Here is a 26,811-nt window from a genome sequence, read left to right as displayed (position 1 = left end):
TTTTATAAGAATATTTGTGTTTGAAAGATAAATTCACCTGCGTTGCCTGATTTGTTGAAATTTTCAAAAATCGGTCTTTGGCTATATTGTAAAGTGAGTTTGGCTTGATGGGCATTGATGTAATAATTCATACCTGCATCATATTGCCAAGCTCCTTCATTATAATATTCGAAATTTTTGTGGGTAATTGCAGCAAATGGTTGAAGTCTTCCTTTTTCTCCAAGCCAGTTTTTTGGTAGTAAAAATCCTGTTTGATTATAATAAATTTTTCCCGTACCAATCATAGGTTGTGAATTTCCTGGGCCATTTTGAGTAGCTCCTGATCCGAAACCAACATTCATGATACCTACATTTCGAATGTAATTTGGTCCAAAATCATAATGGTAAAAGACGGAATAGGTAGTCAATGCAGTTCCTGAAGCTTTGTTTATTGGCAAATCTAAAAATGTGTCTATGCCAAACAGTTTGATATCGTGATTCTGGATTTCACCGTTTGCAGTTACCGAGTTGGTAGCCTCGGGGTGATGATGCCAACCTGCGCCAATATTGAATACTTTTTTTGAACCTAGATAGGACCCGACAAAAAAAGGAAGTTTATTATTTTCTTTTTCGAGAAATTGATATGCTATGTATCCCTGAGTTGCCCAATTGTCATTGACCACATTTGCCGCTACAGGTCTGCTGGTGGCTGCTTCATACCTTCCACCAGAACCTACCGAAAAAGGTTTGTTCAAAGCAATTCTATAATCCCATTTTGCTATTTGACCTTTTGCATAGAAACCAAACTGTCTAGCAAATTGATCTGTTAACTCGATCAATGGCCAATTGAAAATCGGTGCATCTATTGCCATAAAGTTAAGAGTGCTATGACTCGACATTCTAGAAATTCCATTCCAATAATGAAGCCCCATGCCTGCGTGGAGTTCATTGGTGATCTTGAATTCCGTCCAGATATCGTGAAAAAAAAGTTGGGGTTTCTTTGCTGACATTCCAGATGCGCTACCTACTCCAGTCTCAGGATCTATGATGACGGGAACATTCCCTGGGTTTCCAGTCAATCCTCCACCAGGCACTCCTCCATTTGTGAAGGTTTGATTGTTTATTCCCCAATGTGATAAAATAAGGAAACGTGGAGAAATTTCAGCATAAGCGAGAACTCTTGCTCTTCGAATTCCAATGTCTGTAGAAGTGGATTGTGGGTTACCTGATACATCAAGAGTCCCTGGGTTATTTTCTGTAACTCTCGCCCACATTTGATTCCAAAATAGGAATCTAATGTATTTGGACCCATCTTCATTGAGCTTTAGAGTGAGTGGTTTGTATGTATGGTCTACAAAATCCCCAGCTTTGTTCCCCATATTTACTATTGATGGAATAGTGTTTTGAGCAATGGTTGAATTATTTGATGCGACCATGACAAATACAATAGAAAACATTGTCAATTGGATTTTCATGATTATTTGGGTTTACTTATTGGGTTTCTCACAACATTTCTGATTGCGAGTAGGCCAAGTTGAAAAGTTCCCCGTGAAATGAAAAAATAGATGTAGATATTTGTTAATTTATTATAGAAAAAATAATATAATTTGGTTTATCGATTTTTGAACCGCTCCCATTTGATGATCATAAACTTATCCCCAAGTTCGGTTATCAGCATTCCTGTATCCAATAAGTTCTCCTTGTTGGCCATAAATTTCACTAATTCAGTATGGTTCAAGACTCTGTAGGTAGGTCTGTAATCATTGCTTTCTGGTGCTTTGATTTTGTATTGCTTGACCCAGTTCATTACCGAAACATGGCTGACGCCTAAGATTCTTTCTATTTCTCGATAAGAAACCCCCTCGATATAGAGTTGAAGGGCTTTGATTACGTAGTACTTATCTATGGATTTACCCAGCTTATTCACTGTAAAATGGTATCCACATTTTTTGCACTTAAATCTTTGCCTGCCGCCAACTACGCCACTTTTCACAGTCTTGACGTGATCACATTTTGGACAAATTGGCTTTTCCATAAAAAAACTATTTTGGACTCAATATACTAATTTAGCGAAAGTATAATATTTTAGCAATATATAAGTTTATATTGATATTCAAAAGATTCAAACCAAATTTAATTCCGAAATTAATCCTTTATGCCAACTTAAAAATACTAAGATAAGAACTCAAACGAAATTGCTAAAGCAAATGCAAGAATGCTAATAAATACTTTATTTAGATGAAATTTGTGGTCAGGACTGCTTTCAAAGAAAATCGTCGTGGAAATGTGTAAAAATCCTCCTGCTACCATCCCATAAAAGACATTCAAAGCTCCTCTTCCAATCAATTCTTGATCAAACAAAGCAGAACTTAGCATCATTCCTAGCGGAGATGCTAGTGCAAATATCACCAATAGTACAAATACCCATCGCTTCTTCAAAGCACTCATCAACACTGCCACTAGTGCAAATGCTTCAGGTCCTTTGTGGAGCATAATTCCAAACATCAAATTGTTGCTTCCGTGATGATGATGGTGGTGGCCTTCATGGGCTCCATGGTCATGTGCTACGAGCATTCCGTCATGGGAAAGTAATGTGCCTTCCAAAAAGGCGTGTAAAAACAACCCAATCATCAATGTCCAAACCCCAGATTCTATTCCATGGTGATGGCCATGATGGTGAATATGACCATGCTCTACTCCAGAGGAAAACAACTCCAAAACCTGCTGAAGTAAAAAGCCCAAAAGAATGTACAAGCCCATTTTTGTAGCATCTTCTGTTCCTACAAATAGCTCAGGAAGAATGTGTAGCACTGTGATTGCAAATAAATACGAACCTGCGAATACCAAGATTAGTTTGAAGTATCTTTCTTGCCAACTAGGAATAAAATACGCAAGACTACCAGCTATCAAGGCGGTGAAGAATAACAAAAGGAAGTTTACTAACATGTCGAATTAAACTGAGAACTGGTTTGAATATTATTCTGGGACTGTAAAAGATAAATAAGGCTTGAGACCTTCACTTGCGTAAGATAGGGTATTTCCTTCCTCATCACTATAAATTAGGAAAACTTCAAAATCGGAATTTTTTTGCAATTCAATTGCTTTCTCTGTACCCATGACCATCAAAGATGTAGCGATTGCATCTGCATACATACAGTTGGCAGCCAATACAGTTGCACTCAAGAGTCCATGCCTCACTGGTCTTCCTGTTTTTGGATCAATGGTATGGGAAATCTTTTTGCCGTCCAGGTCATAGTAATTTCTGTAGTTTCCAGAAGTAGCCATGCCTTGGTTTTTCAAAGCTACGATGCTGTATAATTCACTAGGGTTTCCACCTTCTTCAGGTCTATTGATCCCCACTTTCCAAAGCTCTCCTTCATCATTCACACCTTTGGCAACCAATTCACCTCCGATTTCTACCAGCATATTTTGTACACCTTGTCCTGAGAGGTAATCTGCTACGACATCTACCCCATAGCCTTTTGCAATAGCCGAAAAATCCAAATACATACCTGGCTTCATTTTCCAGACTTTCTTTTCATCAAATTGTATCGCTGAAAAATCGACCAAATTTAACATTGCGTCTATGTTTACACTGTCTTTGAGCTGAGGACCTCCAGGTCCAAATCCCCAAAGGTTTACCATTCGGCCTACAGTTGGGTCAAAAGCACCATTTGTCTGGTCGAAAACTTCCTTGCTTACTTTCAATATTTCAGGGAAATATGTTGTCCTAAAGAGTAAAGTGTCAGAATTGTTGAAAGTACTGAGTTCGGAATCTGAAATGTATGTGGACAATGATTGATTGAAATCAACTAGAATAGAGTCAATTTCTGCCTTGAAATCACGCGATTCTTTATCCAGATAGACGATTCTGTAGCTGGTCCCCATTGTGTTTCCAGAAAGCACTACTTTTTCAGAAGTAGGTTCTACTACTTTTTCAGCTGGCTTTTGTTTGCTTTCACGATACAGATAGACAATTGCTACCAAAAGGAAGAGGATGATTGAATAAATTATATTTTTATTCGCATTGCTACGCATAGGGGCTAATATTTTTTTGCGAATTTAAGTCTAATTTTTGAATTATGGGTCTGAACCTGTTATCAGTTGCAATAATATTGCACAGTGGTAGATGGAAAATCATTTATCTTTTTGCCTTGCTTGATTTTTCTATCTTTGTACCTATTGAATTTAAGAACATGAGAGAAGATTATTTAAGTGGAGATGATGAACATTTGAGTCCAAAGGACAAAGAGATTGAAAAAGCACTCCGACCTCTGAGTTTTGATGACTTCACTGGTCAGCATAAAATTGTTGAAAACCTGAAAATCTTCGTGTTGGCCGCAAAGAGGAGACAGGAGCCACTTGATCATGTATTGCTGCACGGCCCTCCTGGCTTGGGAAAAACTACCTTGAGTAATATTATAGCAAATGAACTTCAGGCAGGTATTAAAATCACTTCTGGGCCTGTTTTGGATAAGCCTTCTGATTTGGCAGGTCTATTGACCAATCTTGAAGAGGGAGATGTGCTTTTTATTGATGAAATTCATAGACTCAATCCTATTGTTGAGGAATATTTGTACTCCGCTATGGAGGATTTCAGGATCGATATCATGTTGGATTCTGGCCCAAATGCCCGTTCGGTGCAGATTTCTTTGAGTCCATTTACCCTGATTGGAGCTACGACCAGATCAGGTTTGCTCACTTCACCTTTGAGGGCAAGGTTTGGTATTAATTCCCGTTTGGAATACTATGATGCAAAGTTATTGACTGACATTGTGATCAGGTCGGCTAGTATTCTTCAAACACCCATAGATGAAATTGCGGCCTTTGAAATAGCAAGAAGGAGCCGTGGTACGCCTAGAATCGCAAACATGCTTCTTCGGAGAACCCGTGACTTTGCTGAAATCAAAGGCAATGGAACCATTACCTTGGAAATCGCAAAGTTCGCACTGAATGCACTCGATGTAGATGAGAATGGTCTAGATGAAATGGACAACAGAATCCTGATGACCATCATAGAAAAGTTCAAAGGTGGTCCTGTAGGATTAAGCACCATAGCTACTGCTTGTGGTGAAGAAGCGGAGACTATCGAAGAGGTTTATGAACCGTTTTTAATTCAAGAAGGCTATCTCAAACGTACTGCAAGAGGTAGGATGGCTACAGAATTGGCCTATAAGCATCTCAAAATCAAACCGAATTTTGGAAGTGAAACCGGAAGCTTATTTTCTTAATAAAAAATTTATGTCAGCAATGACACCATTAAGTATATAGAAAAGGGATATTTAAAATCCAGATATTAATTGATATTCGATATTCATAGATATTGGTCTTAAAGTGATGTTTAAATCTTGTAAAATTCATTCACTTGTGTAATAGCGTATAATCATCACATAAAATTAAATGAGTTTACTATATTCCAAAGATAAATATGCCCAAATTATAAAAACCCAGGCCAAAAACCTGGGCTTTGACTTTTGTGGTATTTCAAAGGCTGGATTTTTGGAAGAGGAAGCGCCAAGACTTGAGAATTGGCTCAATCAAAATTATCATGGCCAAATGGGTTATTTGGCAAACAATTTTGACAAAAGGCTTGATCCAACCAAGCTGGTTGATGGGGCAAAAACTGTGGTAAGCTTGATTTACAACTATTATCCAGAAAAAAAACTGAGTGAAGATCCCCAAGATTACAAAATCGCAAAATATGCTTATGGCAAAGATTATCATTTTGTGATCAAAGACAAGTTGAGAGATTTTCTCCAAAAACTAAACGAAGAAATAGGAGAAATTGGCGGAAGGGCTTTCGTAGATTCTGCGCCAGTAATGGAAAGACAATGGGCACAAAAATCCGGTTTGGGATGGACAGGAAAAAACAGCCTTTTGCTCAACCGTCAAATGGGAAGTTTTTTCTTTTTGGCAGAATTGATCATTGACTTGGAAGTTAGCCCAGATACTCCGATGACAAAAGATTATTGTGGAACCTGTACAAAATGTATTGACGCTTGTCCCACAGATGCCATAGTCCAACCCGGTGTAGTGGATGGATCAAAGTGTATTTCATATTTCACAATTGAGCTCAAGGATCAAATCCCCACAGAAGTGAAGGGTAAATTTGAAAATTGGGTTTTTGGATGTGATATCTGTCAAGATGTATGCCCTTGGAATAGATTTTCCAAACCACATGAGGAGCCCGCATTTTTGACCCATCCAGAGTTGGAAGAATTCTCTGCAAAAGATTGGGAAGAAATAACTCAAGAAACTTTCAATAAAGTTTTTCAAAAATCAGCTGTAAAGAGGACCAAATTGGAAGGTTTGGCGAGGAATATTTCTTTTGTGAAGAAGTAAAAGCAAAAAAAAGGCTCTTTTCAGAGCCTTTGTGGGTTTTCAACCTGCGAGTTTGACAAAATATTTATTTAAAACTGGTTCGTAGTTACGGGAAAATGTCCTGTAACACCAGGCCCTAAATTCGCTGATCTCTGCTGGTAGGATCAGGTTAAGGCTTTTTCTCAGCTCTTTTTCGAAGAGCGCTTTGTCAAAACTCACTTTCAATAAGATAGTCTTAACGTATTCTAGCATGGCTCAAAATGTATTAGGTTAAACAGAAACAATTTTTATACTGATACGATACTACTAATCGTTTGTTGCGTTTAAAATATAAAGTTAATTTGCGCTTATATTTGAAACGAACAACTTATGATTAGAACGACGGTCACTTGGGTTTTGGTATTTACTTTAAGCTTTATCTGTGCAAGCCTTCAAGCTCAGGAAGTGAAAATTGAACTTGGTCCCAGTGAAATAGCCTTAAATGAAAACTTCACTATTAAGGTAACGATTTCGGATGATAAAATCAAATCCTACGACCAGTTTCCAGAGATCGTTGGATTTCAAAAACAAGGTATTTCCCAATCCTCTTCCATGAATATCATCAATGGACAGATGAGCAGTACAAATAGCATTATCCAATACTATAGACCGAGTCGAAAAGGTGATTTTCAAGTTCCTGATTTTACAGTCAAAATCAACGGGGACAATTATTCTTCTTCGGGAAAAAAGGTTAGTGTAGTCGATGCGCGATCAGCACAAAGACAAAGCAATGCATTTGATCCATTTGATGAAATGTTTGGAAAATCTCGCGAAGAGCCCGAATTTATCGAGATAGATGATGAAGCATTTTTTGCGACTTCTGTGGATAAGCCAGAAGTATTTATTGGTGAAGGTGTGAATGTCAGTTTGGCGTTTTATATGGCAGAGGCAAATCAAGCTCCTTTCAGTTGGCATGAACCAGGTAGACAGTTGGATGGAATTCTTAAGAAACTCAAGCCAGGTAATGCGTGGGAAGAAAACTTCAATATCACCAGTATTCAGCCAGAAAGAGTTTCTATAAATGGTGAAAATTGGGTGAAATACAAGGTTTATGAAGCTACATTCTTTCCATTTTCGGAAGGAGAAATCATCATACCTTCGATAGGATGGGAAATGATCAAATATAAAGTTGCCAAAAACCCGACATTCTTTGGAAGCAATAGGCAGGAAGATTTCAAAACCTTTTATTCGGCAGCAAAATCAATTAAAGTGAAACCTTTACCTCCACATCCGCTGAGAAATGAAGTGAGTGTGGGCGTGTTTCAATTGAGGGAAAATATCAAGGAGCTTAATGCAGAAACAGGCGAGGGAATTACCTATAACTTCGGGATTTCTGGAGAAGGTAATGTCAACTCGATTTCCAAACCTAAGACAAATCAAATCCAGAAGCTGAACACTTACGATCCAAATGTAAGGCAACAAGTCAATCGGGGAATGGGGAAAGTCACGGGTATAAAAGAATTCAGCTATTACCTTACTGTCAATGAACCTGGAGAGGTTGCACTGTCGGATCATTTTGAATGGATCTATTTCAACCCAAATCTAGCAAAGTATGATACTCTCCGTCCAAAAGCGATATTGAATATCACAGGAGAATCTAAGGTAAACCAAGCCATTTCCAACCAACGACTGGGTGGAATCTATGATTTGATTGAAGTTGAGAACAATAAACTTTTAAACCAGCGATATAAGTACTATTTTTCCATCTTTATCAATTTATTGTTGGCAGTATCAGTAATTCTATTGGCTGTCTTGATTATGAAAAAGCGGTAATGGGAAACTCATTTGGAAAACTATTTAGAATAAGCACCTTCGGTGAATCACACGGAAAAGGCTTGGGGGTAATTATCGATGGATGTCCAGCAGGACTGAAAATCGACGAGGAATATATCAGAAATGAAATGCAGCGGAGAAAACCCGGCCAATCCAAAATCACAACACAAAGAAAAGAGGAAGATGAATTCCAGATTCTTTCAGGTGTTTTTGAAGGGAAAAGTACTGGTACCCCTATTGGGATGGTCATCATGAATACTGACCAAAAGAGTAAAGATTATGGTCATATCGCGGATAAATTCAGACCTTCCCATGCTGATTACACTTATCAAGAAAAATACGGAATAAGAGACTATCGGGGAGGCGGAAGAAGTAGTGCAAGGGAGACTTCTGCACGTGTCGCAGCTGGAGCTATTGCAAAATTGCTCTTGCAACATTTTGGAATTAGTATCCAAGCTTATGTAAGTCAGGTTGGTGATTTGAAATTGACCAAACCATACCAAGAGCTAGATCTCGAACAAACAGAAAAAAACATTATCAGATGCCCTGATCCGGAAATGGCAGAGGAAATGATCAGCTTTATCGATGAAATCCGAAAATCTAGAGATACAGTTGGTGGTGTCGTATCATGCGTCATCAAGGGAGTTCCTCCAGGGCTTGGAGAGCCTGTGTTTGACAGGCTGAATGCTGAGCTTGGCAAAGCCATGCTAAGCATCAATGCAGTAAAAGGCTTTGAATACGGAAGTGGCTTTGAAGGAGTGAAAATGCGGGGTTCTGAGCACAATGACGCATTTTATACAGAAGGGGACAAAGTGAGAACCCGGACGAATCACAGTGGAGGTATACAAGGAGGTATTTCCAACGGAGAAGATATTTATTTTAAAGTTGCTTTCAAACCAGTGGCTACGATTATGATCGATCAAGAATCTGTAAATGAAGCAGGTGAATCAGTGACAGTTTCCGGAAAAGGTAGGCACGACCCATGTGTCGTGCCAAGAGCAGTACCGATTGTAGAGGCAATGGGAGCATTGGTTTTGGCAGATTACCTTTTGATTAGCAGAGCAAATAAGTTGTAAAAAATTAACCCAAATATTATGTTCAAAAAAATACCCTTACACACCCAGATTATTGCTGGTCTGGTTCTAGGCCTTATTTTCGGTTTGGTGATTGTGCAATTTGGAATTTCTCCTGATTTCACAGTTAACTATATCAAACCTGTAGGCACAATTTTTATTAATGCCTTAAAGATGATCGCTGTGCCTTTGGTATTAGCATCGTTGATAGTTGGTGTGGCAAATCTGGGAGACATATCTAAACTTTCGAGAATAGGAGGCAAGACGATTTTAGCATACCTCGTCACTACAGTAATAGCGATTACTTTAGGATTGCTTTTAGTCAACTTTTTTGAACCTGGGGAGCAGTTGCCTCAAGAGACAAGGGATAAATTGATGCTTCAGTTTGATGCAGCGGCTGGTTCCAAAGCAAGTGACGCAGCGGCAATCAAAGACGCAGGCCCGCTACAGCCTATTGTGGACATAGTGCCAGAAAATCTTATCGCTGCAGCGGCAGACAATGGCAGCATGCTTCAAGTTGTGTTTTTTGCGATTATTGCTGGCATAGCACTCCTTCAAATTTCAAAAGACAAAGCAAAGACATTTACAGATTTTTTTGATGCACTGAATGATGTCATTATCAAAATCGTGGAATATATCATGATGATAGCACCTTACGGTGTATTCGCCTTGATGGCATCCTTGATTGTCGAGATAGCGGGAGAAAATCCCGAATCGGCAGTTGAGTTACTTTTGGCATTGTTGAAATATACGTTGGTAGTGATGGGAGGATTATTCTTGATTATTGTCGGAGTATATTCATTAATGCTGAAAGCTTTCACAAAAATCCCATTTTTGGACTTTATCAAAGCATTGAGACCTGCGATGTTATTGGGTTTTTCCACTTCATCAAGTTCTGCTACACTTCCTGTTACGATGAAACTTGTAGAGGAGGAATTGGGTGTTTCTGAAGAAGTGAGCAGTTTCGTATTGCCACTTGGCGCCACAATCAATATGAATGGGACTAGCTTGTACCAAGCTGTAGCGGCAGTGTTCATTGCACAAGCTTTGGGAATGGATTTGACTATTTCTCAGCAGCTGACTATTGTCCTTACGGCGACTTTGGCAGCTATTGGCTCTGCAGGAGTTCCTGGGGCAGGATTGATCATGTTGATTATTGTATTAGAGGCTATCGGTGTTCCTGGAGCAGGAGTTGCCCTGATTATAGCTCCTGATAGGATTTTGGATATGTTCAGAACAGTAGTGAACATTACAGGTGATGCAGCAGTCTGCGTGACTGTAGCTTCTACAGAAGGTGAGTTGCCAGCAAGACTGATTAGGGATTCCAATCCATTCACAGCAAATGTTGATGAAATGGAAAATCAATAATCTGATTTAATAAATGACTTACATTGATTTTAACGAAAGCTGACTTGGTACCAAGTCAGCTTTTTTGATGCGTAAACGAGTTGGGCTTTTTAAATGGAATTGAAGTTTTATTTCAGAATTGTACAAGTTTTTTTTACCTAAAAGAAAATTTATTTGAGTATCATTTGATTGACTCAAGGATTTGTTTGTATCTTTGGCGTGCAAATAGGGTTACCTAACCAAATTTGCTATGAACCGAAATTCAGATAAATTCCTCTTTGAGGCACTCACGTACGATGACGTGCTACTAGTCCCAGGATATTCAGAAGTCCTCCCGCGCGACACCAACACTTCTACACAACTTACTAAGAACATCAGGCTAAATATTCCTTTGGTCTCAGCTGCTATGGACACTGTCACAGAAGCAGAGCTGGCGATTGCGATAGCACTTGAAGGCGGACTTGGTTTTATTCACAAAAACATGTCCATCGAAAAGCAAGCTGCCCAAGTAAGAAAAGTGAAGCGTTCGCAGTCAGGGATGATTTTGGATCCAATTACCCTTCACATCGATTCAAAAGTAAGAGATGCTGAGAAAATCATGACAGAATTCCATATCGGCGGAATTCCAGTAGTTGATGAAAACCGACTTTTGATGGGCATCATTACCAATAGGGATTTGAGATTTATCAAAGATCCAAACAGAGATATCAAAAGCATCATGACCAAAGATAAGTTGATAACGGCAAAAGCTGGGATTACTTTGGAACAAGCTGAGGAGATTCTTCAAGAATTCAAAATTGAGAAACTTCCAATCATCGATGATGAAAATAAGCTTACTGGATTGATCACTTACAAAGATATTCTTAAAAGAAGAGACAAACCACATGCTTGTAAAGATGAATATGGCAGATTGAGAGTGGGTGCTGCTGTTGGTGTCACTGCGGATATTGTAGAGCGTGTCGAAGCATTGAAAAATGCTGGTGTGGATGTAGTTTCTATCGATACCGCACATGGACATTCCAAAGGTGTTATCGAGACGTGCAGAAGGATAAAAGATGCATTTCCTGATCTTGATGTGATTGTTGGGAATATAGCTACACCTGAAGCTGCTATTGCTTTGGCAGATGCAGGAGCAGATGCGGTGAAAGTGGGTGTTGGACCAGGAAGTATTTGTACAACTAGGGTGATTGCCGGAGTTGGTGTCCCTCAGCTTTCTGCTGTTTTTGAATGTGCGGAAGCGCTAAAAGGCAGAAATGTCCCAGTAATAGCTGATGGTGGTATCAGGTATTCGGGCGATTTGGTAAAAGCAATCGCCGCTGGTGGAAGTTCTATCATGATTGGTTCCCTATTGGCTGGTACAGAAGAAGCTCCAGGAGAAATGATCATTTTCGAAGGAAGAAAATTCAAGTCTTACAGAGGAATGGGCTCTCTTGAAGCAATGGAATCTGGTTCAAAAGACAGGTATTTCCAAGATGCAGAAGATAACATCAAGAAATTAGTCCCAGAAGGTATCGTAGGGAGAGTAGCTTATAAAGGTTTGGTTCAGGAAGTCCTTTACCAACTAGTTGGTGGACTTCAGGCTGGGATGGGATATTGTGGTACCAAAACGATCGAAGATCTACAGAAAAACGGCAAGTTCGTAAAAATCACAGCTGCCGGTGTGAAAGAGTCACATCCTCACGATATCAGTATCACGAGAGAAGCGCCAAACTACTCTGCGAAGATGTAGTTTTTTGATCAAATGTTGAATGCTCGTTGTCAATAAAAGATTTGCTAATTCCACAATATGAGTATCCGCAATGTTGCACGTTAGGTAATAAGTAGCTTTGTAAGTTGCGGATACTCGTCAGCAGACAACAGCTCACAGTCAACAGAACCACAAATCGTTCATCCGACCATCTATTGTTTGGCCACGTATAAGAAAGCGGATACATAATTAAACGAAGAATCAAAACCTGACACTAGACACTAATGTGTAAACCAAATTCAGGTAAGATCATCTAGTCACCGGACAACTGTCAACAGAACACTCAAATCGTGTATCAAATATTCTATTGATTGGCTACGTGGAAGAAAGAGGAAATACATAAAAATATAAAGCCGATGGATCTGATCCATTGGCTTTTTTTATTGTCTACAATGAAACTAGTAGGTGAGTTTCTCAATAAAATCATACGGGTAATCTTCATTAGTCGATTTTGTTAATAGTGAGTGCATTAATTGACTTAATATTCATCAATTCTTTTGGTACCTATTAAGAAAGCGAGAATTATACAATTGCAACGAGTTAGGGGCGTAGCCCTGAATTCTTTGTTGTCGCCAAATTATTTCCAACTCCACCATTGGCAAATAAATATCAGATTGCAGGGCTACGCCCCTGAAATTTGGATTGACGTTGATTTTCTACGAAGAAATGTGGGCTAGCGCCCCCTTTGAGATCTAAGCCTAAATCTTTGGATTTTCTTCGGCCAAATGAGGCTTTTGAAGACTATTGATTTATTAGAAATGGGATAATGATTGCCATTTTTTTCAATTCATTCCTAGAAAATGTAGGTTGGTAGAAATGCTACAAGTTAGGGGCGTAGCCCTATCTTCTTCGTAGAAAAACAATAGCTAGATAAACCCAGAGGGGCGTAGCCCTGAATTCTTTGTTGTCGCCAAATTATTTCCAACTCCATATCCATTGGCAAATAAATATCAGATTGCAGGGCTACGCCCCTGAAATTTGAATTGATGCTGATTTTCTACTAAGAAATGTGGGCTAGCGCCCCCTTTGAGATCTATGCCTAAATCTTTGGATTTTCTTCGGCCAAATGAAGCTTTTGAAGACAATTGATTTACTAGAAATGGGATAATAATTGCCATTTTTTTCAATTCATTCTTGGAAAATGTAGGTTGGTAGAAATGCTACAAGTTAGGGGCGTAGCCCTTTCTTCTTCGTAGAAACAATAGCTAGATTAAATCCAGAGGGGCGTAGCCCTGAATTCTTTGTTGTCGCCAAATTATTTCCAACTCCATATCTATTGGCAAATAAATATCAGATTGCAGGGCTACGCCCCTGAAATTGGGATTGACGTTGATTTTCTACGAAGAAATGTGGGCTAGCGCCCCCTTTGAGATCTAAGCCTAAATCTTTGGATTTTCTTCGGCCAAATGAGGCTTTTGAAGACTATTGATTTATTAGAAATGGGATAATGATTGCCATTTTTTTCAATTCATTCCTAGAAAATGTAGGTTGGTAGAAATGCTACAAATTTGGGGCGTAGCACTGTCTTCTTCGTAGAAAAACAATAGCTAGATAAACCCAGAGGGACGTAGCCCTGAATTCTTTGTTGTCGCCAAATTATTTCCAACTCCATATCTATTGGCAAATAAATATCAGATTGCAGGGCTACGCCCTTGAAATTGGGATTGACGTTGATTTTCTACGAAGAAATGTGGGCTAGCGCCCCCTTTGAGATCTAAGCCTAAATCTTTGGATTTTCTTCGGCCAAATGAGGCTTTTGAAGACTATTGATTTATTAGAAATGGGATAATGATTGCCATTTTTTTCAATTCATTCCTAGAAAATGTAGGTTGGTAGAAATGCTACAAGTTAGGGGCGTAGCCCTATCTTCTTCGTAGAAAAACAATAGCTAGATAAACCCAAAGGGGCGTAGCCCTGAATTCTTTGTTGTCGCCAAATTATTTCCAACTCCACCATTGGCAAATAAATATCAGATTGCAGGGCTACGCCCCTGAAATTTGGATTGACGTTGATTTTCTACGAAGAAATGTGGGCTAGTGCCCCCTTTGAGATCTAAGCCTAAATCTTTGGATTTTCTTCGGCCAAATGAAGCTTTTGAAGACTATTGATTTATTAGAAATGGGATAATGATTGCCATTTTTTTCAACCCATTCCTAGAAAATTTAGGTTGGTAGAAATGCTACAAATTTGGGGCGTAGCACTGTCTTCTTCGTAGAAAAACAATAGCTAGATAAAACCTAGAGGGGCGTAGCCCTGAATTCTCATCAAAAAATTAAGTATTTCAAAATGAAAAGGCCTCCCAAAATATCATGTATGGGAGGCCTTTTCATAATTACAGCAAAATCTTACTTCCAAAATTCGATTCAGACAAATTTACTTGGCTGGAAATCTTTGAACTTCAAGTAAATTCTCTTTTGTCAAATATGCTTTTGCAGCGGTTTGGATCCTTTCAGGAGTTACAGCGTCAATTGAAGCTTTACCTTCCAAAATCACTTCCCATGGAAAATCATAATTCCTAACACTTGACATTTGGGAATTCCAGTAATTGTTACGCTTTAGATTTTCTTCGTAGGCGATTCTTCTTTTTTCCTTCACCTTGTTGAGGTCTTCTTCAGTTGGTCCATTTTCTTGGATTTTTTTCACCTCTGCCCAAGCTGCATCAGTCAATTTTTGAACCATATCAGGACTACATGGGAACTGTATAGAGAATCTGAAATTCCCTACAGGTTCTATACCCATGCTGCCACTTGCACCGACTCCATATACACCACCGATTTCTTCTCGCAGGTTCTCGATTAGCTTGATGGTCAATATTTCGCCAAGATATCCTATATCAGCTGCTTTTTTGCGGTCGTATTCTGTTTCTCCTGAGAAATACATGATCACTTGGCTTTTCTCGTCAGTGCCTACTTCGATTCTTTCAGTTTTTCCTTTTGGTGCTCTGATTCCCAGATCAACAAAATCTTCTTTTTTGTCAGGGTCGCCAGGAAGGCTTGCGATATATTGCTCTAGAAGAGGAATGAAAGTCTCAGTGTCTATATTTCCTGTGAAAAAGAACTCGAAATTTGCTGCATTTGAGAATCTTTCTTTGAAGATTTCCAAGCCTCTATCTACGTTCAGTTTATCGTAATCTTCAGGATCAAAAATCCCAAGTGCTCTCGGGTTTCCATCAGCAATGATTTTGTTCAATTGCTTTGAAAACTGGTAGTCTGGATTCGCTTGTGCACTTTCGAGCTGCGATTTTTGATTTGCTTTATATACTTCATATAGTTCAAGGTCTTTTCTTGGTTTGGTAAAGTATAAATGGATCAATTGGAATGCAGTTTCCAAATCTTTTGGTGAAGTAACTCCAGAAATTGTTTGACTGTAGGTACTTATATTTGGGGTAATAGAAACAGTTTTTCCAGAAAGCACTTTTCTCAAGTCTGTTGGTGAAAAATCACCTACCCCCATCACGTTGACCATGACACCGGCATTGCTGGCATTAAGGTGATCTTCCAAAGAATAAAGTGAAGAACCTCCTTTAGAGGAAGCAGAAATTAGGATTTCGTCATTTTTGAAATCGGTCGATTTGATAAATACTTTCACACCATTGGACAAAGTAAGCTCTTGTACATCTACACCATTTATGGTGTTTTTAGATGTTACTTTGCCAGCAGCAGGAAGGTCAGTAATCAAGTCTTCAGCAAGTAGTTTCTCCTCGTAAGGTGTGAGTTGTATTTGCTCTACGGCATCAAATAATGCCAAAACAGCTTCTTCTGTTGGAAGATTCTCTTTTTCTTTTTCAGGAGCAATGATTACGACTACTCGATTTTCGTCTTTCACAAGCTCTTTTGCCAATGCATTGATTTCTTCTACAGTGATTTGGGGAAGGGTTTCTTTGTAGAATTCATACCTCCAATCCTGACTCTCAGCAAACCTTCCGCTCAGGAAGTTTGATACATACCTTCCTACAATTGAAGCCGATTCTGCTTTATCCATTTCTTTGGCAGCTCTTTCGGCACTGTTTAGGATAGATTTTTTTACCCTTTCCAATTCTTGCTCAGTAAATCCAAACTGGGCAACTCTTTCATTCTCTTGGATCAGTGCAGTAAGTCCAGCGTCAATTTTCCCCGGAACTACTGCTGCAGAAGCAGAAAAATAATCCATTTCCCTGACAAAGTTGCCATAACCCGTGCCAGCATATATAAATGGAGCATCAGGCTTCTGTCTCATTTCGTCTAATCTTTGATTGAGCATTCCGCTATATAGCGAACGCTTAATGGTGTTTTTGTAATCTTCTTTAGTCTCAGTGGGACGTGCCTCGTGCTTGTAATAAAGCTGAATTTGAATTCCTGGTGCTTCTGCATCTGTCGCAATCGTCACAAAAGTTTCTTCATGTGCTGGGACAGAAAAGCTTTCGCGTGGTTTTGCATTTGCAGGATTTTCCATATCTCCAAAATACTCCTTGATCAAAGCCTCCAACTTATCTGGATCTTCATCACCTACTGCAATGACAGCCATCAAGTCAGGTCTGTACCAGTCTCTATAGAATCTTCTGATAGTTTCATATTCAAAATTTTCTACGATCTCCATTTTGCCTATTGGCAACCTATCTGCATACTTGCTTTCATGAAGTAGGACAGGTAAATATTGGTCTCTGATCCTTTGGGAATAACCTTGTCCCGTTCTCCATTCTTCTACAATAATCCCTCTTTCTCCATCTATATCCTCATCCTCCATGAGAACTCCATTTGCCCAGTCGGCTAGGACTAGAAATCCTTTTCTTAAGATCTCTTCATCTTCTGATGGAATAGGTAAAATATACACCGTCTCATCAAAACCTGTGTAGGCATTCAAATCCCCTCCAAAAGAAACGCCTATCGACTGAAGATAGCTTATTAGTTCATTTTTCTCAAAATTCTTGCTCCCATTGAAAGCCATGTGCTCTGTAAAATGCGCAAGCCCTGCCTGATCATCATCTTCCAAAATTGAACCTACATTCACAGCGAGTCTCAATTCCACCTTTTTTTCTGGTTTAGGATTTTGTTGGACATAGTATGTCAATCCATTTTCTAGTTTTCCTTTTCTGACTCTTTTGTCCAAAGGAACTTTTTCGCTGTCTTGGGCAAATACACTGATTATACTTCCAAGCCAAAAAGCTATTAAAACAATGATTCTTGAATTTTTCATTTTCATTTTTTTATAAATCGACTTGTAATCTAAGAAAAATATTTTAGTTCGGTATTATTCAATTCTTAAATCTTCTTATTGATGATGGTAAGGTTCATTTCTCAAAATTGTAAATGCCCTATAGAGTTGTTCTATAAAAAAAACGCGGACCATTTGATGGGAAAAAGTCATTTTTGAGAGCGAGAGTTTACTGTTTGCCCTCTGATAGACAGCATCAGAGAACCCATATGGACCTCCTACCACAAACACGAGTTGCTTTAATCCTGAGTTCATTTTTTTTTGGAGAATATTTGAAAAGTCAACTGATCCGTATTGTTTTCCATTTTCATCAAGTAATACCAGGTCATCTGAAGCTTGGAGTTTTTTCAGAATCAATTCTCCTTCTTTTTCCTTTTGGGAATCCTCAGAAAGGCTCTTGGTGTTTTTAAGGTCTTGGATAATTTCCAATTCAAACTTGATGTAAAACCCAAGCCGCTTGATATATTCTTCTATCAAAGATTGGATTTCCCTACTATCAGTTTTTCCAACTGCTATTAATTTGATTTGCATGTAGCAAATTTAACTCCGTGAGTTCAGCTATGAAAGATAAAATTGGTTAAAAAAGAAAGTTTGAAACTGGATTAAAATAAGATTAATTAGTACCGTCTGTGTAAATTTCCCATTGGGATTTATAATGAATGGTTGATAATCGTAGATCAATATATAGAATATGTTTATGAATATTTTTATTGTAATATGGTATAAATATTTGAAAAACAATGTAGTACATAATCTGCTTATATACCTACATAAACCAAAACTATAATTATCATGAAAAATTTCCTCACAATTGCAATGATGATTGCATTTTTTGTAACATCATCATTCACCCTCAACAATAACGCTACAACCGTCAATGCTGACGATGATATTGTTGACTTGGCCATGCAAACTGAATTCCTATCAACCTTAGTTGCTGCTGTGAAGGCAGGTGACTTGGTTGATGTATTGAAAGGTGATGGTCCATTTACAGTGTTTGCACCTACTAATGATGCATTTGCAAAGTTGCCTGCTGGTACAGTAGATAATTTACTGAAGCCGGAAAACAAATCTCAATTAGTAGCGGTACTGACTTATCATGTAGTAGCTGGGAAAGTGTATTCCAAAGATCTATCTGATGGAATGGCTGCCAAAACAGTACAAGGTGCAGATGTGAAAATCTCCTTGAAAGATGGAAAAGCAAAGGTTAACAATGCTAATGTGACTACTGCGGATATCGAAGCTTCCAATGGAGTAGTTCACGTTATTGATTCTGTGATTTTACCTCCTATGTAATGTTAGAATAATCATAAAAAAAGCCTCTCAGGATTTCTTGAGAGGCTTTTTTTATGCATGATTATCAAATGAATTTTTGAAGTCTACTTTTCTGCTAAATATCCTTTTCTTTTCAAGATAGTTTCTACAAATTTTTTGTCATTTTCTGAATTGAAGATTTTATAAGGGAGATGTATGAATTGCGCCTTGGACATAGTAAGGACAAATGCATCTTTAGTCATCTCTACTTTTTTGATCATATTCCAATTGATTGGCATTCCCTGTTTGACATTTAACTTCATCAAGACTTGTCTGCTGTCTATTTCATAGGACATTTTTTCGAACATGACTTTGTTTTGTTCCATTTGGGTAACACCCGCAAATTGGATAACCCAAAACAACAAGTATAAAATATAAGCCAAAATGGCCATGCTTATCCACCACCAAGAAGCAATCCAAAAGTACCCACAGGCGATCGCTACAGCTATAAGAATTACCCACCATTGCTCTTTCAGGACATTCACAAGTCCCATCTTTATATAGGTACCAGATTCGAGTTTGTATTTTTTTGTTTTTACTATCATTTTTTAGAAATTTCAGTTTGCAAATATCCGATGATATCGGCTATTTAACAAGCCAAGCCCTAACCTTTAATTATTTTTGAAAAAAAATAGAAGGATTTGTTATAATTGATTGTTTATAGTTGATATTTACCACAATAAATTCTATCTTAAGGAAATTTTGTTTTATGAATAGTCTCGTCATCGATTTGGTACTTCTTGGTCTCACCTATGTGGTGTTGATTTACTTCGTTGCTACGCTGACCAAAGCTAGGTTAAATCAAAGAAAAAATGACTCCAGAGATGATGGAGAAGGGGGAGTAGAGAATTATACACCGCCAAAGATAGATTTGCCTCCAGGGATTGTTTGGCCGCATGAAACTATTGTTGAAAAACACAATGACAAAACTCCCGTGAATTTTTAACTACATTGGTCACATATTCCTTGAACCAATAAGCTCACTTCTTTATTGATAAAGCCTGAAGGTAAATTTATTTTAGGCAATATTGATTCTTCAATACATTTAGTTTGGCCACATTTTTCACATTTGAAGTGTACATGTTCGTGGTCATGATGCTCGTCTTTTGCGTGTGAATGGTGACATAATGCATATTTTGCAGCACCACTGTCATCCAATACTTTATGGATAAGGTCGTTGTCTAGGAAAGTTTTAAGCGTTCTGTATAAGGTTACTCTATCAAAATCTTTTTGAAAAATTTGTTCTAAATCAGCGTGTGAAAGAGCAGACTTTTTCTTTAAAAATGTGTCCAAAACTTCTTTTCGACAATTAGTAATTCGAAGATTGTGTTCTTTAAGTATTTCCAAAGGGGTTATAGACATGGTTTACATAATTTCATCTGAAATGGTAAAAATAGTGATAATTTCGTTTCTTTCACATAAGTAAAAAGCCAGCTTGATCACAAGCTGGCTTTTATACAATAATTTTCAATTAGCTAAAGTTCAATCTAATAGCTAAAAGTGATTATTTTGGGTCCAATATTGCTTTTACTCTTTCCAAAGCATCTTCTAAATGAAGTTTTGACGCTCTGTCTGAAGTTCTGCCAATCGAAGCTGTAATTTGTCTCTGCAAAGTTTTCAACTCACCTCTGACCATTGGTCTGATGTCTGATTGCGATGCATTGATCTGAGGACCTGCAAATCTCCTGAAATTAGCAGGAATGTTAGGCTCGTCATTAGTCATCAAATATTCCAATCTTTCGATATGGGCTCTTTGAAGACTTCTTCTGTGTACATCTATCGCTTTTCCAGCAGATAGTTCTGTCCAGATACCTGATCTGAGATCATCGAATAGCTCGGTCATTGAATACGCATCAGCACCGTTCAATGCTTCGTTTTCTATAACTCTACCTAATCTACCCCACTCAAGAATTCCATTCAAAGCACCAACTTGTACGCCTCGGATTCTTTCAAGTGCACCAAAATCACCAATTCTCGAAATTATATCTTGATCCATCATCCAAGTTGGAGTTTTGAATAATTCATTGTTCAAGAATTGAACTGCTCTCTTCTGTGTGGCTTTGTCTGTATGCTGATAAACTGCCTCGTTTTGACCTGTTGATTTGTATATTTCATATACCCCTCCGACATTTGTCCTAACGTGACCCATATACCTATTGTATTGACCGATCACCTGACCATACATTTCTTCCAAGTCTGCATAGCCTTTAAATGGCTTAGCCTCTTCAGCTGTCCAATCCATGAGGTTTGGAAGGATTACTTTAAGGTTTTTGATTCCATATTCTGAAGCTTTCATAGCATCATCACCTAAGTCTTCACTTTGTGTACTTGGATCGTAATTATTTCCCTGACGACCGAATCTATAAATAGGGTCTCCAGCTTTTTCCAAAATCCACTTATCAAGGGTAGGTTGCTCCTCTTCTGGAGTTTTTGCATCCAATATAGGTCTGTAACCCCACGCAATGGAATACTTGTCATAAGGACCGACATTTGGCATAAGGCTGACATTTTTGTCCTCCGGTTGTGCTATATAATTGAATCTTGCATAGTCCATAATGGAAGGAGCAGTACTGAATTTGTCAGTGAAAGTAGCGGATCTCAAAGAGTCTACTGGATATGCATGTGAAGACGCAAAGTTATGTGGCAAACCCAAAGTATGCCCTACTTCGTGTGAGGAAACAAACTGGATCAATCTGCCCATTACTTCTTCTCTGAAATTCACACCTCTAGCTTCTGGATTTACAGCAGCTGTTTGGATAAAGAACCAGTTTCTCAACAAGTTCATCACATTGTGATACCATCCGATATCAGATTCGATGATCTCTCCTGATCTTGGATCGGATACATGCGGCCCATAAGCATTTTGGATATCCGATGCAAAGTATCTGATTACAGAGTATCTAGCATCTTCTGCACTCCAATCTGGATCTTCTTCTGGAGTTGGGGCATCTTTTGCGATGATGGCATTTTTGAATCCAGCATCTTCAAAAGCTGCTTGCCAATCTTCCACACCTTGCTTCAAATATGGAATCCATTGCTTTGGAGTAGCAGGATCTATGTAAAACACAATTGGTTCTTTTGGCTCTACCAATTCACCTCTTTTGAATTTTTCATAATCTTCTTCTTTTACTTCCAGTCTCCACCTGTCAAGAAATCTTCTGGAAGTGGCTTTTTGCTCATCAAGACCGAAGTCTACGACTGATCTGCTAAACCAACCTACTCTCTGATCTGCCAAACGCTGCATCATTGGCTCTTGTGGCAAAAGCACCATTGAAGAGTTCATTTCAACTGTGATCAGGCCAGTGCTTGAATTGGATGGTGGCTCTGTGGCAGCATAAGTCATTACATACCTTGCTTCGATGTTCATTGGATATGGACTGATTCTTTCGATATAAGATCTGTCTGTATCCAATCTCGTTACTTTATATTGTGTTCTGTTGTTACGAGGAAGACCAATGGCTTGTACATCTTTACTGAATAGATCAGTTACTTCGATGACTACTCCTTTGTCATCTTTGGCTTTTGCCTTTACGTCAAATTTCTGTAGGATGGGTTCCAAGTTGGAAGCTTTTACAGCTATCGAAATTGGAAGGGAATCAGCAGCTGTGTTGGTGTAGGAAACCACTCTCAAAAGGACGTTGTCTTTTTCTTTGTCCCATCTTACCAATAAGGTATTTGTTCTTTCTCCACCATAACCAATGCCTTCGGCAGTTTTTGCGATGGTAGTTACGATCAACATTTCTCTCCCGAGCATCTCTTCAGGGATTTCGTAGAAAAATTTTCCTTCTATCTCATGTACTTTAAAAAGCCCCTCTTTGCTTACTGCTTTTGAAGTGATTACTTCAGAATATGGCTTCGGTCCAGATTTAGAAGCTTGGGGTTTTGGAGTCGCTTCTGCTATAGGAGCGTCTTTCTTGCTGTTTTTTTTCTTTTTGTTTTGTGCAATGCCTTCTTCTGCGAAAAGCAATGATCCCAAAAAGAAAAAGCACATCAAAATTTGATGTAATTTTACTTGGGTAAACTTCTTCATATTAATTTTAGTTGACTTTTAGATATGGAAATTAACTCGTTATTGGTGAGAATTCTTAAAGGTCGATTACTAAATTTGATAAGCGGTTGATCAATAAAATGAAAGGTAGGAAATTTTATGAGTATGCATGACATTGTGATTATTGGGGGTGGATTGGCTGGTTTGACCGCAGCAAGTATGCTTTCCAAACAAGGGAGGCAAGTTTTGTTGATCGAAAAGAAGCGTTATCCTTTTCACAGAGTTTGCGGGGAATACATTTCTAATGAAGTTAAGGATTTTTTGAAAAAAGAAGATTTGTTCCCAGATGAAATAGAAGTGTCAAAGATTGATAGTTTTCTTTTGACATCAGTGAAGGGGAAAAGTGTAACAATGCCTTTGGATTTGGGAGGTTTTGGAGTGAGCAGGTATGCATTGGATGATTTTTTGTACCATAAAGCTATTGCTTTTGGAACGGGATTTTTACTCGAAACGCAAGTGGAGGACATCATTTTTGATGAAAATGAAGATAATTTTGCTGTAACACTTGATGATGGGAAAGTAATAAGTTGTAAACACGTGATAGGGGCTTTTGGGAAGCGATCAAAAGTCGATAAGGCACTTGGTAGGGATTTTATAAAAACAAGAAGCGCATACATAGGAATCAAATATCATATCAAAACTGATTTCGATAAAAATACTGTAGCCTTACATAATTTCGAAGGAGGGTATTGTGGAATCAACAGTATAGAAGACCAAAAATTCAATCTTTGCTACCTGGGTTCTAGAGATCAGTTGAGGGAGACGGGCAGTATTGAAGCAATGGAAAAGAAATTCCTGTGGCAAAATCCATTTTTGAAAGAAATTTGGCAGAACAGTGAGTTTTTGTTTGAAAAACCAGAGGTGATCAATGAGATTAGTTTTTTGCCAAAGCAACCAGTAGAGAATCATATAATTATGGCTGGAGACGCTGCTGGGCTGATTACACCTCTTTGTGGTAATGGAATGGCAATAGCGATACATGCTGGAAAGCTTGCTGCAGAAGCTATCCTCTATCATCAGGATAGAGCTTTGATTGAAGCAAACTATACTGAGGCTTGGCTGAAGAATTTCAAAAACAGACTATGGGTAGGTAGAAATGTTCAGAAATTGTTTGGAGCCAAGGGGGTGTCAGAATTCGCAGTTGGCCTGATTAAAAACTCGAACTTCATAGCGAGAAATATAATGAAAAGAACCCATGGGCAGCCTTTTTGAATATTAGATTACCTGCAATATTTGAGTGTTTTCCAAGAAATACCAAAAAAAGAAAATATTCAAAGCAGTGGCAGAAATTCTATTCATCCACATAGCCCAAGTGTAGTTTGCGTATTTGTTTTCATCTTTTCTGATAAACCAAAACCAAACGTAGAAGTAAAGAATTACAGGTAGCATTGCTGCCAAGAATCCGTAAAAAGCCCAATCTTGATTTTTGTCTACAAAAAACCATGCAAATGCCAATCCTGCAAACAAAAACCAGATTGAAGAAAAAAGAAAAGTACCTTTGATTCCAAGCTTGAGACTCAGTGTTTGATCACCTCTTCTTGAATCTTCCTCATGCTGATAGACTTGTGTCAAAGGATATGAACCCCAAAGCATAATTGATGTCAGTAAACCTGGGATAAATACATGAGACTTGCCCAATACTTCGAATCCAAAGTCGCTCAATCCTGCATAAGCCATACAAAAGGTGAAACAGCCCTGAAAAAAACCGGCAACAACCCAACTTATATAAGGCATTTTTTTTAGACGAATGGAAGGATGACTATATGCCATTGATACCAATCCATAAACTATAACCATTCCTGCAAAAGAAATATTTATACATGCAGCAAGGATTATGGATGCCAAAAAGAATATTAATGAAAGAAAATAAAGATTTTTTTTGACTTTTGGAGGGTTTTTTAATCCGCCAATACTTCCTTCGTCTTTGTCAAAATAACTGTTGTAACCATTACTCGAAGGGTAAAGAAATAAATGTAAAGTAATGAAAACCAATACCATCCTTTCGGGATTGTGGTTGGGTGTAAAAGCCAAAGCAAAAATAAATACCGGTAGGAGATAAAAGGAAAACGGAATTCGAAGATGTTTCCAACTTGAGAGACTGAACATATATTGATTTGTTTTGCTAACTTTTGGGAAAAGTACTTGTTTAGAATAAAGCATCCAAATATTTTAAAAGAGAGAACTCACCCAATGGACAATTACATTTTGAGTATAGGTACTGCTAATCCCGGTAGTCCCATCCCCCAGCAGCAGATCAGCAAATTTATGCAGCAAGCTCATCAATTGGATGAGAGTGAGTCCAGGAAATTGAAGTTTGTATATAGGCATTCGGGAATTGATTCAAGACATAGTGTACTGAATGACTTTAGATATGAAAACCCAGAGGAGTTTACATTTTTCCCAAAAAATTCAGAATTAGAACCTTTTCCAAGTACCAAAGATAGAATGAAGGTGTTCCAAGAGACAGCCATGGAGTTGGGTAAAGAAGCTATAGGGAATTGTTTGAATAAATCATCTTTGAAAACCAAAGATATAACCCACCTAATATTGGTGTCATGTACTGGTATGTATGCTCCAGGACTGGAAATAGATCTAATCCACGAGATGGGGTTTCTCTCCACGGTTGAGCGGTATAGTATTCATTTTATGGGTTGCTATGCAGCATTCAATGCGATAAAACTAGCTGACAGAATTTGTGATTCAGATCACCAAGCAAACGTGCTTATTCTGTCAGTCGAATTATGTACGATTCATTTCCAAAAAACATATACCGAAGATAATCTTATTGCCAATGCCATTTTTGCTGATGGCGCCGCGGCTGTGCTTATTTCAAAAAATGGAAGAGGACTGAAAATCAAAAATTATGGTAGTCAGATCGTAAAAGAAGGAGCAAATGATATGGCTTGGTCTATTGGTGATTTTGGTTTTGAGATGAAGCTGAGCAAATATGTGCCAGAGTTGCTGAGTCAAGGGATTCATAAACTTATGAGCTATTTGGAATCAAAGCATCAGCTTTCGTCGATTTCGCACTTTGCGGTACATCCGGGAGGCAAGCAGATCTTGCAAAAAGTCGAGGAAGCTTTCAAAATATCATCAGATCAAAACATTTATTCTCACAAGATTCTACAGGAAAAAGGGAATATGTCATCGGCCACTATAATATTTGTGTTGGAAAAATGGCTCGAAGACCAGGAGAAATCAGGTGATATACTTGCAATGGGTTTTGGCCCAGGGTTGACATTAGAGACACTATTATTGGAGAAATGATGGGAAGATTCAGCCAAAGGAGTTACGAAAAGGAGATCATGGATGATTTGGAGTTTGAAGGGCCTGTATTGGAGCAATCTCTCAAAGAACTCAGGACTATCAATAAGCTTCTAGGTGGGAATAAAGTGACTACAACGGGCTTACAGCATATCATAGAAAAGCACCCCCAAGAGCATTATTCCATAGCAGATTTAGGTTGTGGAGGAGGGGACATGATTCGTGTGATGTCAGACTGGTCAAAGAAAAAAGGCTACAACTGTAACTTTCTGGGGATAGATGCAAATAGAAATACAATTGATTTTGCAAAGGATAGGTTGAAAGATTTGAATGGGGTCTTATTGAAGACTGAGAATGTTTTTGACGAAAGTTTTGAACAAGATCAAGTAGATATAATTACCTGCACATTGTTCACCCATCATTTTACAGACGAGGAATTGGTTAGACTTTTCAAGTCTTTTGTAAAGAAAGCAAGGCTTGGAATCGTTATCAATGACCTTCACCGTCATCGGGTGGCATATTTTAGCATCAAGGTGTTGACAAGGTTTTTTTCCAAATCCCCAATGGTTCAGAATGATGGGCCGCTGTCTGTGCTAAGAGGATTTTCAAAAAAGGATTTACATAGAATTTTAAGATTGTCAGGGTTAAAAACAATTCAAATCCGATGGTTTTGGGCATTTCGTTGGCGAGTAATCGGATTGATTTTGTAGTTTTGT

The 26,811-nt window shown here is 38.3% G+C and carries 22 protein-coding genes; 11 read left to right on the top strand and 11 right to left on the bottom strand.

Features of this window, described 5'->3' with window-relative positions:
- Window positions 1–2: 2 nt before the first annotated feature.
- The 4 genes from MM236_RS04885 to MM236_RS04870 all read right to left on the bottom strand — a co-directional run bounded on the left by MM236_RS04885 (window position 3) and on the right by MM236_RS04870 (window position 4,017).
- Window positions 3–1,454, bottom strand: a complete 1,452-nt coding sequence (locus MM236_RS04885) for a porin (protein WP_241273826.1) — start codon at window positions 1,452–1,454, stop codon at window positions 3–5.
- Window positions 1,455–1,591: 137 nt separating this feature from the next.
- The gene (locus MM236_RS04880; RefSeq protein ID WP_241273825.1) at window positions 1,592–2,014 is read right to left on the bottom strand and encodes an IS1/IS1595 family N-terminal zinc-binding domain-containing protein; all 423 of its coding nucleotides are present in this window, start codon (window positions 2,012–2,014) and stop codon (window positions 1,592–1,594) included.
- 137 nt (window positions 2,015–2,151) lie between these two features.
- On the bottom strand, window positions 2,152–2,925 hold the full coding sequence (locus MM236_RS04875) for a ZIP family metal transporter (protein ID WP_241273824.1): 774 nt from the start codon (window positions 2,923–2,925) through the stop codon (window positions 2,152–2,154).
- A 30-nt stretch (window positions 2,926–2,955) separates the two neighbouring features.
- A complete protein-coding gene (locus tag MM236_RS04870; protein ID WP_241273823.1) occupies window positions 2,956–4,017 on the bottom strand; it encodes an FAD:protein FMN transferase in 1,062 nt (353 codons plus the stop codon).
- Window positions 4,018–4,175: 158 nt separating this feature from the next.
- Between MM236_RS04870 and ruvB the strand changes: the two genes are divergently transcribed.
- Together ruvB and queG are read left to right on the top strand one after the other, a co-directional pair.
- On the top strand, window positions 4,176–5,210 hold the full coding sequence (ruvB, locus tag MM236_RS04865) for a Holliday junction branch migration DNA helicase RuvB (protein WP_241273822.1): 1,035 nt from the start codon (window positions 4,176–4,178) through the stop codon (window positions 5,208–5,210).
- Between the two features lie 169 nt (window positions 5,211–5,379).
- On the top strand, window positions 5,380–6,321 hold the full coding sequence (gene queG / locus MM236_RS04860; protein ID WP_241273821.1) for a tRNA epoxyqueuosine(34) reductase QueG: 942 nt from the start codon (window positions 5,380–5,382) through the stop codon (window positions 6,319–6,321).
- 39 nt (window positions 6,322–6,360) lie between these two features.
- On the opposite strand, the gene MM236_RS04855 is transcribed toward queG, so the two are convergent.
- Window positions 6,361–6,552 (bottom strand): hypothetical protein, encoded by a 192-nt coding sequence (locus tag MM236_RS04855; RefSeq protein ID WP_241273820.1) that lies wholly within the window; start codon window positions 6,550–6,552, stop codon window positions 6,361–6,363.
- Between the two features lie 117 nt (window positions 6,553–6,669).
- Between MM236_RS04855 and MM236_RS04850 the strand changes: the two genes are divergently transcribed.
- The 4 genes from MM236_RS04850 to guaB all read left to right on the top strand — a co-directional run bounded on the left by MM236_RS04850 (window position 6,670) and on the right by guaB (window position 12,261).
- The gene (locus MM236_RS04850; protein ID WP_241273819.1) at window positions 6,670–8,112 is read left to right on the top strand and encodes a BatD family protein; all 1,443 of its coding nucleotides are present in this window, start codon (window positions 6,670–6,672) and stop codon (window positions 8,110–8,112) included.
- Entirely contained in the window at window positions 8,112–9,188 is a 1,077-nt protein-coding gene (aroC, locus tag MM236_RS04845) for a chorismate synthase (RefSeq protein ID WP_241273818.1), read from the top strand. Before MM236_RS04850 ends, aroC begins: the two co-directional genes overlap by 1 nt.
- Window positions 9,189–9,206: 18 nt before the next feature.
- The gene (locus MM236_RS04840) at window positions 9,207–10,553 is read left to right on the top strand and encodes a dicarboxylate/amino acid:cation symporter (RefSeq protein ID WP_241273817.1); all 1,347 of its coding nucleotides are present in this window, start codon (window positions 9,207–9,209) and stop codon (window positions 10,551–10,553) included.
- A gap of 229 nt (window positions 10,554–10,782) precedes the next feature.
- Window positions 10,783–12,261 (top strand): IMP dehydrogenase, encoded by a 1,479-nt coding sequence (gene guaB, locus MM236_RS04835; protein WP_241273816.1) that lies wholly within the window; start codon window positions 10,783–10,785, stop codon window positions 12,259–12,261.
- Between the two features lie 2,391 nt (window positions 12,262–14,652).
- Here guaB and MM236_RS04830 read toward each other — a convergent pair.
- Both MM236_RS04830 and rlmH read right to left on the bottom strand, forming a co-directional pair.
- The gene (locus tag MM236_RS04830) at window positions 14,653–17,451 is read right to left on the bottom strand and encodes a M16 family metallopeptidase (RefSeq protein WP_241273815.1); all 2,799 of its coding nucleotides are present in this window, start codon (window positions 17,449–17,451) and stop codon (window positions 14,653–14,655) included.
- A 75-nt stretch (window positions 17,452–17,526) separates the two neighbouring features.
- Entirely contained in the window at window positions 17,527–18,000 is a 474-nt protein-coding gene (rlmH, locus tag MM236_RS04825; protein WP_241273814.1) for a 23S rRNA (pseudouridine(1915)-N(3))-methyltransferase RlmH, read from the bottom strand.
- Between the two features lie 261 nt (window positions 18,001–18,261).
- On the opposite strand from rlmH, the gene MM236_RS04820 reads away from it, so the two are divergent.
- The gene (locus tag MM236_RS04820; protein ID WP_241273813.1) at window positions 18,262–18,765 is read left to right on the top strand and encodes a fasciclin domain-containing protein; all 504 of its coding nucleotides are present in this window, start codon (window positions 18,262–18,264) and stop codon (window positions 18,763–18,765) included.
- A gap of 83 nt (window positions 18,766–18,848) precedes the next feature.
- On the opposite strand, the gene MM236_RS04815 is transcribed toward MM236_RS04820, so the two are convergent.
- Window positions 18,849–19,328, bottom strand: coding sequence for a YcxB family protein (locus MM236_RS04815; RefSeq protein ID WP_241273812.1), 480 nt, complete (start codon window positions 19,326–19,328; stop codon window positions 18,849–18,851).
- A gap of 164 nt (window positions 19,329–19,492) precedes the next feature.
- Here MM236_RS04815 and MM236_RS04810 point away from each other — a divergent pair, with 164 nt between their 5' ends.
- A complete protein-coding gene (locus tag MM236_RS04810) occupies window positions 19,493–19,729 on the top strand; it encodes a hypothetical protein (RefSeq protein WP_241273811.1) in 237 nt (78 codons plus the stop codon).
- Here MM236_RS04810 and MM236_RS04805 read toward each other — a convergent pair.
- Together MM236_RS04805 and MM236_RS04800 are read right to left on the bottom strand one after the other, a co-directional pair.
- On the bottom strand, window positions 19,726–20,145 hold the full coding sequence (locus tag MM236_RS04805; protein ID WP_241273810.1) for a Fur family transcriptional regulator: 420 nt from the start codon (window positions 20,143–20,145) through the stop codon (window positions 19,726–19,728). The genes MM236_RS04810 and MM236_RS04805 overlap by 4 nt on opposite strands.
- 142 nt (window positions 20,146–20,287) lie before the next feature.
- Window positions 20,288–22,813, bottom strand: coding sequence for a zinc-dependent metalloprotease (locus tag MM236_RS04800; protein ID WP_241273809.1), 2,526 nt, complete (start codon window positions 22,811–22,813; stop codon window positions 20,288–20,290).
- Between the two features lie 117 nt (window positions 22,814–22,930).
- On the opposite strand from MM236_RS04800, the gene MM236_RS04795 reads away from it, so the two are divergent.
- The gene (locus MM236_RS04795; RefSeq protein WP_241273808.1) at window positions 22,931–24,043 is read left to right on the top strand and encodes an NAD(P)/FAD-dependent oxidoreductase; all 1,113 of its coding nucleotides are present in this window, start codon (window positions 22,931–22,933) and stop codon (window positions 24,041–24,043) included.
- 3 nt (window positions 24,044–24,046) lie between these two features.
- Here the strand turns inward: MM236_RS04795 and MM236_RS04790 are convergent, their stop codons facing one another.
- Window positions 24,047–24,937, bottom strand: a complete 891-nt coding sequence (locus MM236_RS04790; RefSeq protein ID WP_241273807.1) for a UbiA family prenyltransferase — start codon at window positions 24,935–24,937, stop codon at window positions 24,047–24,049.
- A gap of 84 nt (window positions 24,938–25,021) precedes the next feature.
- Between MM236_RS04790 and MM236_RS04785 the strand changes: the two genes are divergently transcribed.
- Window positions 25,022–26,098, top strand: coding sequence for a type III polyketide synthase (locus MM236_RS04785; RefSeq protein ID WP_241273806.1), 1,077 nt, complete (start codon window positions 25,022–25,024; stop codon window positions 26,096–26,098).
- Window positions 26,095–26,805 (top strand): methyltransferase domain-containing protein, encoded by a 711-nt coding sequence (locus MM236_RS04780; RefSeq protein ID WP_241273805.1) that lies wholly within the window; start codon window positions 26,095–26,097, stop codon window positions 26,803–26,805. The genes MM236_RS04785 and MM236_RS04780 overlap by 4 nt, the downstream gene beginning before the upstream one ends.
- Window positions 26,806–26,811: the final 6 nt, after the last annotated feature.

It is taken from the genome of Belliella calami (assembly GCF_022549695.1).
Lineage (GTDB): Bacteria > Bacteroidota > Bacteroidia > Cytophagales > Cyclobacteriaceae > Belliella > Belliella calami.
Note: the sequence above shows the minus strand (reverse complement) of the source record. Positions and strands in the feature narration are given on the sequence as shown.